Below are 12098 nucleotides of genomic sequence, written 5' to 3'. Positions count from 1 at the left end.
TCTCACGCATAAAAAAACCCATGATCGCTCATGGGTTTTTTCATTTCCGACCAGTCAATTACGCCGGTGCCGAAGTCCGGATCAGGTGATCGAACGCACTCAGCGAAGCCTTGGCGCCCTCGCCGACGGCAATCACGATCTGCTTGTACGGCACAGTCGTCACGTCACCCGCTGCAAAGATCCCTGGAATCGACGTCTCGCCACGGTTGTCGACAATGATCTCGCCACGCGGCGACAGCTCGATGGTGCCTTTGAGCCAATCGGTGTTGGGCAGCAGGCCGATTTGCACAAAAATGCCTTCCAGCTCGACCGTGCGCAACTCATCAGTCGTACGATCCTTGTAACGCAGACCGTTGACCTTCTCGCCGTTACCGGTGACTTCAGTGGTTTGCGCACTGGTGATCACGGTGACGTTCGGCAGGCTGTGCAGCTTGCGTTGCAACACAGCGTCGGCGCGCAGTTGCACATCGAATTCAAGCAGCGTTACGTGCGACACGATACCGGCCAGATCGATAGCCGCTTCAACGCCGGAGTTACCGCCGCCGATCACCGCCACGCGCTTGCCTTTGAACAGCGGGCCGTCGCAGTGCGGGCAGTACGCCACGCCTTTGTTACGGTATTCCTGCTCGCCAGGCACGTTCATTTCACGCCACCGCGCACCAGTCGCCAGGATCACGCTCTTGGCTTTCAGAGTCGCACCACTGGCGAAGTGGACTTCGTGCAGCTCACCGTTCTTGCCTGGGATCAACTTGTCGGCACGTTGCAGGTTCATGATGTCGACGTCGTATTGCTTGACGTGTTCTTCCAGCGCCGTGGCCAGTTTCGGCCCTTCGGTTTCCTGTACGGAAATGAAGTTCTCGATGGCCATGGTGTCCAGCACCTGACCGCCAAATCGCTCGGCGGCAACACCGGTGCGGATGCCTTTACGTGCAGCATAGATAGCGGCCGAAGCACCGGCCGGGCCACCGCCGACAACCAGCACGTCAAAGGCTTCCTTTGCGCTGATCTTCTCGGCCTGACGCACGATGGCGCCGGTGTCGAGTTTGGCGAGAATCTCTTCCAGACCCATACGGCCCTGGCCGAAGTTTTGACCGTTGAGGTAGACGCTCGGCACGGCCATGATCTTGCGGTCGTTGACTTCATCCTGAAACAGCGCGCCGTCGATGGCGACGTGGCGGATGTTCGGGTTGAGCACGGCCATCAGGTTCAGCGCCTGAACGACGTCCGGGCAGTTCTGGCAGGACAGCGAGAAGTAGGTCTCGAAGCTGAACTCGCCTGTGAGCGAGCGGATCTGCTCGATGACTTCAACGCTGGCTTTCGACGGGTGGCCGCCGACTTGCAGCAAGGCCAGCACCAGTGAGGTGAATTCATGGCCCATCGGGATACCGGCGAAGCGCAGGCTGATGTCGGCTCCGGGGCGGTTGATCGAGAACGATGGCTTGCGGGCATCGTCACCGCTGTCGATCAGGGTAATTTGGCTCGAAAGACTCGCAACGTCTTTCAGCAGGTCCAGCATTTCACGGGATTTCGCACCGTCGTCGAGCGATGCAACGATCTCGATCGGTTGGGTGACCCGTTCCAGGTACGATTTCAACTGGGCTTTAAGATTGGCGTCCAACATACGGGCGATTTCCTTTATTTGAGGCAAAAAAAAGCCCGAGCGAATCTCGCCCGGGCATTTTTATTGGGCGGTGCAGCTAACTTAAGAAGGTGCGGCGTGCCGCCCTGCGTTGCATGTCACAGACTTAGATCTTGCCGACCAGGTCCAGCGACGGAGCCAGAGTGGCCTCGCCTTCTTTCCACTTGGCTGGGCAAACTTCGCCTGGGTGTGCAGCGACGTACTGAGCAGCCTTGATCTTGCGCAGCAGCTCGGAAGCGTCACGGCCAACGCCGCCATCGTTCAGCTCAACGATTTTGATCTGGCCTTCAGGGTTGATCACGAAGGTGCCGCGGTCAGCCAGACCGGCTTCTTCGATCAGCACGTCGAAGTTGCGCGAGATCACGTGGGTCGGGTCGCCGATCATGGTGTATTCGATTTTGCCGATGGCTGGCGAGGTGTTGTGCCAGGCAGCGTGAGCAAAGTGGGTGTCGGTCGAAACGCTGTAGATTTCCACGCCCAGTTTCTTGAACTCAGCGTAGTTGTCTGCCAGGTCTTCCAGCTCGGTTGGGCACACGAAGGTGAAGTCGGCTGGGTAGAAGAACACAACGGACCACTTGCCTTTCAAGTCAGCATCCGAGACTTGAACGAAGTCGCCGTTTTTGAACGCGGTAGCGTTGAACGGTTTTACTTGGCTGTTGATGATAGGCATCGATGACTCTCCGTCAGGGGTTATGAAGTTGATGGGTGAATCCTACCCACTCACTCGACGGAAGGCTCATTGGCAAACCTGATACTGCTGATTTGTTTTCGCTATTAGCTGACTGTATTAATAGAAGAAAACGATCTCTACGGTTGCTCCGGTTTATCCATAATCCGAGCCATTCCTTGGAATGGGCTGATCTCAACATAGCGCATAGCCGATTTCATGTCCTTCCAGCCAACGTAACTCATCAGCGATTTCAGATCCCAACCGCTTTGATGCGCCCAAGTCGCAAAACCCCGCCGCAATGAATGACTGGTGTAATTGGCGGCGGCGATCCCGGCGCGATGCAAGGCTTGGCGCAGAAGAGGGATGATGCTGTTGGCGTGCAAGCCGTCCTCGCTCAGGTTGCCCCAGCGGTCAATGCTGCGGAAGACTGCGCCGCGCACCAGCGCGGCTTCCGTGATCCAGTCGATATAGGCCTGCACCGGGCACAACTTCAACAGCGCCGGGGCCTGATACGTCTGGCCGAGATTTTCTCGATCGCCCTTGCTGCGCGGCAGATACACAGTGATGCCCTTGCCAGCACTGGCTTGCACGTGTTCGATCTGCAAGCGGCACAACTCATCGCTGCGAAAGCCGCGCCAAAAGCCCAACAGAATCAATGCACGATCGCGATAAGCCTTGAGCAAGGTCGGGCGGTCCTGTTCCCGCCGGGCCGTCTGCGCCTCCAGCTCCAGCCAATCGATTACTCGCTGCAAATCCTGCAGTTGCAAAGGTTCGGCCTGTTTTTCCTGCGCTGGGTGCAGCGCGCGAATCCCTTTGAATACCTTGCGCACTACCGGCGCCTTGGTCGGGTCGGCAAAACCCTGGCTGTTATGCCATTGGGCCAGCGCCGACAGGCGCAGCTTCAGCGTATTGATCGACAGCACTCCAGCGTGCTCCACCAGATACCGCGCAACGCTGTCGGCGGTGGCGGGCAGGAACCCGCCCCACGTCACTTCGAAATGTTCGATAGCCATGCGATAGCTGCGACGGGTGTTGTCGCGAGTGGCGGCTTGCAGATATCGATCGATGTCACTCATGTGCAGTTTTCTCGCTGGCGTACGGGTTCAGACATGCAGAGGCGCATTTTGCCGCCTGACATTGGGTAATACCAGTATATCCCGCCTGTTTTATTTCAAGGATTTACCTATATTTTAAGCATGGTACACTGCGTACTTTAGTGGCATGTACCACAGTACGTAACGGTAGGAGTTAACATGGCCCGTGGCGGCATTACCAAAGCACTGGTGCAAATCGCGCGCACAGCGATTCTCGCTCGCGGCGAACACCCGAGCATCGATGCAGTACGCATTGAAATGGGCAACACCGGTTCGAAAACCACGATCCATCGCTATCTGAAAGAACTCGATGACGGTGCCCAACCAACAGAGGCGTCAGCAGAACCGATCGATGATGAGCTGAGCGCCCTCGTCTCTCGCCTCGCCCAGCGCCTGAAAGAGCAGGCTCAGGAGCCCATCGAGCAAGCCCGCGAACAGTTCGAGGAGCAGCGTGAAGCCCTGGAAACCGAGCTGAAAGAGACGCGCCAGGCGCTGGAAAAACTCGAGCACGACCACGACATCCAAAGCGCTGCGCTGCAGCGCGAATCCGCAGCGCTGAACAGCACGCGCTCGATGCTGCAAACCGAACAGACGCGCAATGCCGGGCTGAACCAGGCCTTGGCAGATTTTGAATTGCGCTTGCAGGACAAGGACGAACAGATCCGCTCGCTTGAAGAAAAACACCTGCACGCGCGCGATGCGCTGGAGCATTACCGCAACGCGACCAAGGAACAGCGGGAGCAGGAACAGGCCCGCCACGAAGGGCAAATCCAGCAGATTCAGGCCGAACTGCGTCAAGCACAGCAAAGCGCGTTGGTGCGCCAGGACGAAATCACTCAACTGCACCGCGATAACGAACGACTGCTCACCGAGAACCGTGGCACCCAACGCGAGCTGAACCTGTTGCAGGATCAGCTCAAGCAGAGCAATCAGCGTCAGGATCAGTTACTCGAACAGGCCACAAGAATGGACAGCGAGCGTACCCTCCTCCAGGAACGTCTACGCGTGGCGACACTGGAAAGCCAAGCACTCAAGCAGAGCGTCGAGGAGCAGACACAGCTCAATCAGTCACTGGAAAAGGAATTGCTCAAGGCTCAGGCGAGCCTTGAGGACAGCCAGCGCCTGGCCGCTGCCACTGCGGCAGCGCCAGACTCGGCCAACGCGAAGGACGCTTAAGCGCTGACCGGCGTGCGCATGGTGACGAACTCTTCGGCGGCCGTCGGGTGCACCCCGATCGTGTCGTCGAAGTCACGCTTGGTCGCACCAGCCTTCAAGGCGATCGCCAGACCTTGCACAATCTCGCCAGCGTCCGGGCCGACCATGTGGCAGCCAAGCACCTTGTCAGTCTTGGCGTCGACCACCAGCTTCATCAGGGTTTTCTCCTGACACTCAGTCAAGGTCAGCTTCATTGGCCGGAAGCGACTCTCGAAAATCACCACCTCGTGGCCACATTCACGTGCCTCTTCTTCGCTTAATCCAACTGTGCCGATGTTCGGCAGGCTGAACACGGCGGTCGGAATCATCCTGTAGTCCACCGGACGGTATTGCTCCGGCTTGAACAGACGCCGCGCCACGGCCATGCCTTCTGCAAGCGCAACCGGTGTCAGCTGCACGCGACCAATGACGTCGCCCAGCGCCAGAATCGACGGCTCGGTGGTTTGGTACTCGTCGTTGACTTTGATGAAGCCCTTGTCGTCCAGTTGCACATCGGTGTTTTCCAGGCCGAGATTGTCCAGCATCGGACGCCGACCGGTGGCATAGAACACGCAATCAGCTTCGAGTACGCGACCATCCTTGAGCGTCGCCTTCAGGCTGCCGTCGTCCTGCCTGTCGATGCGCGCGATGTCGGCGTTGAATTGCAGGTCGAGACCGCGCTTGGTCAATTCTTCCTGCAAATGCTTGCGCACCGAACCGTCAAACCCACGCAGGAACAGATCGCCGCGATATAACAGCGTGGTGTTGGCGCCGAGGCCATGGAAAATTCCAGCGAACTCGACCGCGATGTAACCGCCGCCAACCACCAGCACACGCTTGGGCAATTCTTTCAGGAAGAACGCTTCGTTCGAACCGATCGCGTGTTCGTGCCCTGGAATTTCAGGGATCTGCGGCCAGCCGCCGGTGGCGATCAGAATGTTCTTCGCCGTGTGGCGCTCGCCATTGACCTCAACCTCGTGCGGCCCGACGATTTTCGCGTGCGCCTCGTGCAGGGTCACACCGCTGTTGATCAGCAGGTTGCGATAGATGCCATTGAGGCGATTGATTTCGCGATCCTTGTTGCCGATCAGCGTGGCCCAGTCAAAGTTGGCTTCGCCCAGATTCCAGCCGAAACCGGAAGCTTGCTCGAAGTCTTCGGCAAAGTGCGCGCCGTACACCAACAGCTTTTTCGGCACACATCCGACATTGACGCAGGTCCCGCCCAGATAACGGCTCTCGGCCACCGCCACTTTCGCCCCGAAGCCTGCGGCAAACCGCGCAGCACGCACACCGCCAGAACCGGCACCAATCACATAAAGGTCAAAATCGTAGGCCATTTCTTTCTCCTCGGCAGGGGATCAGCATACCTGCAGTCACCCATTGGGCAAGCACTGCCATCCACATAAGGGCAGAAAATGAAAAAGCCACCCGAAGGTGGCTTTCATTTGCAGACGAGGCGAACGCTATCAGTAAGCCTTGCCAGTCTTGTAGAAGTTCTCGAAGCAGAAGTTGGTCGCGTCGATGTAGCCTTCAGCGCCACCGCAGTCAAAACGCTTGCCCTTGAACTTGTAGGCCATCACGCAACCGTTCTGGGCCTGCTTCATCAGGGCGTCGGTGATCTGGATTTCACCGCCCTTGCCTGGCTCGGTCTGTTCGATCAGGTCGAAGATGTCCGGGGTCAGGATGTAACGACCGATGATCGCCAGGTTCGACGGCGCGTCTTCAGGCTTTGGCTTTTCGACCATGCTGTGTACGCGGTAGATGTCGTCGCGGATCATTTCGCCGGCGATTACGCCGTATTTGTTGGTTTCCTGCGGATCGACTTCCTGGATGGCGACAATCGAGCAGCGGAATTGCTTGTACAGCTTGACCATCTGGGTCAGCACGCCGTCGCCATCGATGTTGACGCACAGGTCGTCTGCCAGCACCACAGCGAACGGTTCGTCGCCGATCAGCGGGCGACCGGTCAGGATCGCGTGGCCCAGGCCTTTCATCTCGGTCTGACGGGTGTAGGAGAACGAGCACTCGTCCAACAGCTTGCGGATACCGACCAGATATTTTTCCTTGTCGGTGCCCTTGATCTGGTTTTCCAGCTCGTAGCTGATGTCGAAGTGGTCTTCCAGAGCACGCTTGCCACGGCCGGTAACAATGGAGATTTCAGTCAGGCCCGCGTCCAGTGCTTCTTCAACGCCGTACTGGATCAGTGGCTTGTTTACCACCGGCAGCATTTCTTTAGGCATGGCTTTGGTCGCTGGGAGGAAGCGAGTGCCGTAACCGGCTGCTGGAAACAAGCATTTCTTGATCATATAAGTCCTTGAAAAGGCTGTGTGTACGAGTTTCGAGGCAGTCTAATCAGGCGGCGCGCGCCTTACAATGCCCCGCGCTGGCTAACCGATGCCAACATAGAGAAATATTCGCGCGGATAGTTCCATCCGGGTTTTTCAGCAGCAAAGTCAGCGTAGCTCAAGATCTGTCGAAACTGGATCACCATACGCTTATCCGCCCCCGATGCGAGCATTTGCCGCTATCATTGCGCCTTTGAACCAGCGAACGAGACAGACTAGATGGCTGCGGTAAAAATCATCAACGGGTATGTGATCGACAAGAAAGACGGCAAGTGGACGCTGACCACCACTAACGGCGAGCACATTGCCGGGCCTTTCGACAGCGAGCAGATGGCGACGGACGTAGCCTCGGTGTTCACCGATACGCCTGCATCAGCCAAGCGTCGCGGCAAAGAGGACTGATCCAGTCGTCACACGCCCCAAGCCCTGCCACCACGCAGGGCTTTTTTGTGCCTTGTTGGCAAACAAGTGGCCAATCGCTATAACCTTTTCATCGCGCCGCTGTCAGAGCATCCAGTCCCCCACTTGAAGACCACGCAATCATGAACCTGAACAAACTGCAGCCGCTTATCGCGGCATTGGTACTAAGCGGCTGTGCCACCTCGCAGCCGACCTATCTGAAGAACGGCGAACAAGGGTTGAGCATCGACTGCTCCGGCGAAGCCAACTCCTGGGCGATGTGCTATGAAAAGGCCGATGCGTCCTGCGCGGGAACCGGCTATCGCATCGTCGGCACTGACGGCACACCGGCCCCTGAGGAAGACGACAAGACCCTGGGCGTCGACGTTGGCAATTACAAAACCCGCAACGTCGTGGTCGTCTGCAAGTAAGCCTTACATGTGAATTTCGGCGAACTTGATTCCGAGGCCACGGACGACCTCGATCAGATCGTCGAGCCGACTGAAAGACTCGACTTCATCATTGTCATCCACCAGGAAGTAGCTGCGCCCTGCACTCTTCTTGAAAAATACGATCCATTCGCCAGGATTGGCCGGGTTCTGGATCACATGGGTGGCAGAGATAAGGCCCTCTGCATGGCGTTCGCGCACGTGCTCTCGCTTCATCGCAACTCCAAAAATGACAATGCCGCCACAGCAGGACTGTGACGGCATCGGGTGCCGAGATTGGGTAGTCTATCAGCCGGAAATACAGGCGTTTGCGGCTTTCTGCACATCGCGAGGGCGAACCGGCACATTGGACATGCGCTCATGCAGCTTGATGCTGCTGCCGCCAGCGCGATCTTCGATATCAAATACTGCTGCCGGGCCTGAAGAGAGTTTGCCCGGAACAATTACTCGAACACCGTCCTTTTGCGGCTGAACCTGCAACGCACCGCGGCTATCAGCGAGCTTGTCGGTCAGGCACTGCGCGTACTCCTGGGGCTTTTTGCCGGAGATCACGCTCATGGTTGGCAGCGTTTCATTGATTTCTGAAACATTTGCACAACCGGCCATCGCCAGAATCAACGGCACACACACCACACCCCACTTCATACAAATCCTCCGTTAAAGACCGTCCGACAGCACAAACGCCGCTTTTCTCCGGGGCCTTTTGCATTTAACCCGCCTGCCGTGGCGAAGTTCTGTTCAAAATTTGTCAAAGCAACGCCCGACGGCCAGATAATAACCCGTGCGGGCTGATAAACTGCGCCCATCGACAAGCTATCGTTTTGATTTTGTAGAAAAAGCCCTTCTGGAGGCGCCCATGAAATTCATTCACCAGCGCGAGCACCTCAACGAAGACGACATCGTCGTCATTCAATGCTCGCAAATGTGCAACATCCGTTTGATGAACGATGCCAACTTTCGCAGCTTCAAAAACGGCGGCCGTCACACCTATCACGGCGGCGCGTTCGACACCTTCCCAGCGCGCATCACGGCGCCAAGCACCGGCTTCTGGAACATCACCATCGACACCGTCAACCGCCGCGCAATCAGCGTAACGCGCAAGCCGACGCTGACCCATTCGATCAAGATCATCCGTCGTTCCAGCACTAAACTGAGCTGAGACGCGCAGCCAATTCTGAAAGGAAAACATGACCGTGGCGCAAAAAACCAAATACGTGATCAAGTACAAACTGGACGGTGAACAGCGTTTCGAGTTCGCCGAGCTGGAAACGGGCACTGACGAGGAAGCGAAAGCGGCGCTGAAAAAAATGCACGCTGACGAAGAGCTCAGTGACATCAAGGTCAGCAAAGCGCTGTAACAACACCATGCAACCGACCACGTTTGACCTGTTCGCCGACAACGAACCCGTACAGCAAGCCCGCGCGGAGCAGATCGGCGAACAATCGTGGGTGCTGCGCGGATTCGCCTTGCCGCAGGTCGAGCAACTGCTGACCGAACTTGAAGCGATTCTTGTCGCCGCCCCGCTACGCCACATGGTCACGCCCGGCGGTTTCAGCATGTCGGTCGGCACCAGCAGTTGCGGGCAGCTGGGCTGGATCACTGATCGCAGCGGTTACCGCTATTCCAACGTCGACCCACTCAGCGGTTTGCCCTGGCCGTCAATGCCGGCGGTGTTTGCCATACTCGCGAGCGAGGCGGCAGAGCAAGCCGGCTTCAAGGATTTCCATCCCGACTCTTGCCTGATCAACCAATACGTCGCCGGTGCCAAGATGTCGTTGCATCAGGACAAGGACGAAAAGGGTTATGCCGCGCCCATCGTTTCGTTGTCGCTGGGTTTGCCGGCGATGTTTCTGTTCGGCGGTTTCGAACGCAGCGACAAGAGCCAGCGCATCCCGCTGTTGCACGGCGACATGGCGATCTGGGGTGGGGTGGATCGCCTGCGCTATCACGGCGTACTGCCAATCAAACCCGGCCATCACCCGCTCTTGGGCGAGCGGCGCGTCAACATCACCTTCCGCGTCGCTGGCGATCAGTAAAAGTTTGACCGCAAGGCGCGGAGTGTCGTCAGCTCCGATGCTGGTTAACCTGAGTCAAACAGGTCAACGGATTCCCTCTCATGGACACGCTTTCGAACACCAGTATTGAAGACGATCCACGCTGGGCCGCCGTGGTGGCTCGCGACTCAAGTGCCGACGGGACATTTGTCTACGCGGTAAAAACCACCGGTGTTTATTGCCGACCGAGCAGCCTTGCGCGGTTGCCGAAACCGCAGAACGTCGTATTTTTCGATACAGCCGAACTGGCCGAAGCTGCCGGATATCGGCCGAGCAAACGCGCCAGTAAGGATCAGAATGATACGCAGCATGCAGCGATCATTGCGGCAGCGTGTCGGCAGATCGAGGCCTGTGAGACGCTGCCGGCGCTCAACAGCCTGGCGGCCACCGCCGGCCTTAGCCCTTTTCATTTCCACCGGGTATTCAAAACTGCGACCGGCCTGACACCGAAGGCGTACGCCACGGCGCATCGTTCACGCAAGCTGCGTGCGCGACTCGCGAACGGCGGCTCGGTGACCGATGCGCTGTATGACGCCGGCTTCAATTCCAACAGCCGTTTTTACGAAGCCGCTGACCAATTGCTCGGCATGAAGCCCACCGACTACCGCGCCGCCGGGCAGAACAATGACATCCGCTTTGCCGTAGGCCAATGTTCGCTCGGGGCGATTCTGGTCGCGCAAAGCGAACGGGGGATTTGCGCGATTCTGCTCGGCGACGATCCGCATCTATTGGTGTGCGACCTGCAGGATCAGTTTCGCAACGCCAATCTGATCGGCGCCGACCGCGAATTTGAACGGTTGATCGCCAACGTCGTCGGCTTTGTCGAAGCACCTGCGACCGGCCTGAACTTGCCGCTGGATATACGCGGCACAGCGTTTCAGGAGCGAGTCTGGCAGGCACTCCGCGAGATCCCGCCGGGCAGCACCGCCAGTTACGCCCAGATCGCGCAGCGCATTGGCGCACCGACCTCGATGCGCGCCGTCGCCCAGGCTTGCGGCGCCAACCGCTTGGCGGTAGCGATTCCTTGCCACCGCGTGGTGCGCAGCGATGGCAATCTTTCCGGCTACCGCTGGGGCGTCGAGCGCAAACGTCAACTGTTAGAGCGCGAACTCAGCGATTGACGTCGACCACCACCCTGCCCCGTAGTTGACCGGCGAGCAGTTTGGGCGCGGCCTCAAGGGCTTCGCTCAAACTGATTTCCTGGCTGATCAGGTTGAGCAAGGAGAAATCCAGATCCCTGGCCAGTCGATCCCATGCCTCGACACGGCGTGCTTTCGGTTGAGTCACGCTGTTGATCCCGGCCAAAGTGACGCCGCGCAGAATGAACGGCGCAACCGACGCCGGAAAATCCATGCCCTGCGCCAGCCCACATGCCGCAACCACGCCTTCGGAGCGCGTGCTGGCGCAAGCATTCGCCAACGTATGGCTGCCGACCGAATCGACCACCGCCGCCCAACGTTCCTTCGCCAATGGCTTGCCCGGCTCGGACAAAGTGGCTCGATCGATGATTTCGGCAGCGCCCAATTGCTGCAGGTATTCATGCTCGGACACCCGCCCCGTGGACGCCACCACGCGATACCCCAACTTGCTGAGCAAGGCGATGGCAAAGCTGCCGACCCCGCCATTGGCGCCAGTGACCAGCACTTCGCCGTGATCCGGCGTCACGCCATGGCGCTCCAGCGCCAGGATGCACAGCATCGCGGTATAACCTGCCGTGCCGATGGCCATGGCTTGCGCGGGGGTGAAAGCTTGCGGCAGTGGAATCAGCCAGTCACCGTTGAGCCGGGCCTTTTGCGCCAGCCCGCCCCAGTGGCTTTCACCGACGCCCCAACCGTTGAGCAGCACCCGATCGCCTGCCTTGAAATCCGCATGCGAACTGGACTCGACAGTCCCCGCCAGATCGATCCCCGGCACCATGGGAAACTTGCGCACCACCGGGCTGCTGCCGGTGATCGCCAGGCCGTCTTTGAAATTCAGGGTGCTGTACGCGACGTTCACGCTGACGTTGCCTTCTGGCAGTTGCTGCTCATCGATTTGCTGCAGATAGGCACGATAACCGTTGTCGTCTTTGTCGATCAGAATGGCATTGAACATGACGGCCCCTCGAAGATTATTTGGAAAAAGCATGCCTTGAAATAGCACATCGCAACACATTGCCACACTCGACTTTGCGCTAACTGCTCGATCAGCCGGGTAAATCCACGGCGGGCGGCTATGCTTTTTCGACGGTTGTGTTTTCCCGGTTGCGCCTTG

Annotated in this window: 15 protein-coding genes; 7 read left to right on the top strand and 8 right to left on the bottom strand. The window is 58.2% G+C overall.

What is annotated here, in order from left to right; translation table 11 throughout:
* Positions 1-58: 58 nt before the first annotated feature.
* From ahpF to CXF97_RS06240, 3 genes are all read right to left on the bottom strand, one after another.
* Positions 59-1621 (bottom strand): alkyl hydroperoxide reductase subunit F, encoded by a 1563-nt coding sequence (ahpF, locus tag CXF97_RS06250; protein WP_101157205.1) that lies wholly within the window; start codon positions 1619-1621, stop codon positions 59-61.
* 124 nt (positions 1622-1745) lie between these two features.
* Positions 1746-2309 (bottom strand): alkyl hydroperoxide reductase subunit C, encoded by a 564-nt coding sequence (gene ahpC, locus CXF97_RS06245; protein WP_101157203.1) that lies wholly within the window; start codon positions 2307-2309, stop codon positions 1746-1748.
* A gap of 137 nt (positions 2310-2446) precedes the next feature.
* Positions 2447-3385, bottom strand: a complete 939-nt coding sequence (locus CXF97_RS06240) for a site-specific integrase (protein WP_101157201.1) — start codon at positions 3383-3385, stop codon at positions 2447-2449.
* Positions 3386-3562: 177 nt separating this feature from the next.
* Here CXF97_RS06240 and CXF97_RS06235 point away from each other — a divergent pair, with 177 nt between their 5' ends.
* A complete protein-coding gene (locus tag CXF97_RS06235) occupies positions 3563-4579 on the top strand; it encodes a DNA-binding protein (protein WP_101157199.1) in 1017 nt (338 codons plus the stop codon).
* Here CXF97_RS06235 and gorA read toward each other — a convergent pair.
* Together gorA and galU are read right to left on the bottom strand one after the other, a co-directional pair.
* Complete coding sequence (gene gorA / locus CXF97_RS06230) at positions 4576-5934, bottom strand: glutathione-disulfide reductase (protein WP_101157197.1); 1359 nt, start codon at positions 5932-5934, stop codon at positions 4576-4578. The two genes, CXF97_RS06235 and gorA, sit on opposite strands and share 4 nt — an antisense overlap.
* A 129-nt stretch (positions 5935-6063) precedes the next feature.
* On the bottom strand, positions 6064-6903 hold the full coding sequence (gene galU, locus CXF97_RS06225) for a UTP--glucose-1-phosphate uridylyltransferase GalU (RefSeq protein ID WP_024013124.1): 840 nt from the start codon (positions 6901-6903) through the stop codon (positions 6064-6066).
* A 258-nt stretch (positions 6904-7161) separates the two neighbouring features.
* Between galU and CXF97_RS06220 the strand changes: the two genes are divergently transcribed.
* Complete coding sequence (locus tag CXF97_RS06220; RefSeq protein ID WP_101157195.1) at positions 7162-7344, top strand: hypothetical protein; 183 nt, start codon at positions 7162-7164, stop codon at positions 7342-7344.
* Between the two features lie 140 nt (positions 7345-7484).
* On the top strand, positions 7485-7772 hold the full coding sequence (locus CXF97_RS06215; protein ID WP_101157193.1) for a hypothetical protein: 288 nt from the start codon (positions 7485-7487) through the stop codon (positions 7770-7772).
* A gap of 3 nt (positions 7773-7775) precedes the next feature.
* On the opposite strand, the gene CXF97_RS06210 is transcribed toward CXF97_RS06215, so the two are convergent.
* Both CXF97_RS06210 and CXF97_RS06205 read right to left on the bottom strand, forming a co-directional pair.
* Positions 7776-8006 carry a hypothetical protein gene (locus CXF97_RS06210; protein WP_039762740.1) on the bottom strand — a complete coding sequence of 77 codons (231 nt, stop codon included), beginning with the start codon at positions 8004-8006 and terminating at the stop codon, positions 7776-7778.
* Positions 8007-8078: 72 nt separating this feature from the next.
* A complete protein-coding gene (locus tag CXF97_RS06205) occupies positions 8079-8435 on the bottom strand; it encodes a hypothetical protein (protein WP_016774925.1) in 357 nt (118 codons plus the stop codon).
* A 211-nt stretch (positions 8436-8646) separates the two neighbouring features.
* On the opposite strand from CXF97_RS06205, the gene CXF97_RS06200 reads away from it, so the two are divergent.
* The 4 genes from CXF97_RS06200 (at position 8647) to ada (ending at position 10966) form a co-directional block, all read left to right on the top strand.
* Positions 8647-8949 carry a DUF1883 domain-containing protein gene (locus CXF97_RS06200; RefSeq protein WP_007912251.1) on the top strand — a complete coding sequence of 101 codons (303 nt, stop codon included), beginning with the start codon at positions 8647-8649 and terminating at the stop codon, positions 8947-8949.
* Positions 8950-8977: 28 nt separating this feature from the next.
* Entirely contained in the window at positions 8978-9148 is a 171-nt protein-coding gene (locus CXF97_RS28175; RefSeq protein WP_016774926.1) for a hypothetical protein, read from the top strand.
* A 7-nt stretch (positions 9149-9155) separates the two neighbouring features.
* Positions 9156-9827 carry a DNA oxidative demethylase AlkB gene (alkB, locus tag CXF97_RS06195; protein ID WP_101157191.1) on the top strand — a complete coding sequence of 224 codons (672 nt, stop codon included), beginning with the start codon at positions 9156-9158 and terminating at the stop codon, positions 9825-9827.
* An 80-nt stretch (positions 9828-9907) separates the two neighbouring features.
* Entirely contained in the window at positions 9908-10966 is a 1059-nt protein-coding gene (gene ada / locus CXF97_RS06190) for a bifunctional DNA-binding transcriptional regulator/O6-methylguanine-DNA methyltransferase Ada (protein WP_101157189.1), read from the top strand.
* Here ada and CXF97_RS06185 read toward each other — a convergent pair.
* The gene (locus CXF97_RS06185; protein ID WP_101157187.1) at positions 10956-11939 is read right to left on the bottom strand and encodes an MDR family oxidoreductase; all 984 of its coding nucleotides are present in this window, start codon (positions 11937-11939) and stop codon (positions 10956-10958) included. The two genes, ada and CXF97_RS06185, sit on opposite strands and share 11 nt — an antisense overlap.
* Positions 11940-12098: the final 159 nt, after the last annotated feature.

It is taken from the genome of Pseudomonas sp. Choline-02u-1 (assembly GCF_002836515.1).
Taxonomy (GTDB): domain Bacteria; phylum Pseudomonadota; class Gammaproteobacteria; order Pseudomonadales; family Pseudomonadaceae; genus Aquipseudomonas.
The sequence above is the reverse complement of the archived record's forward strand: the minus strand, read 5'-3'. Positions and strand labels throughout refer to the sequence as shown.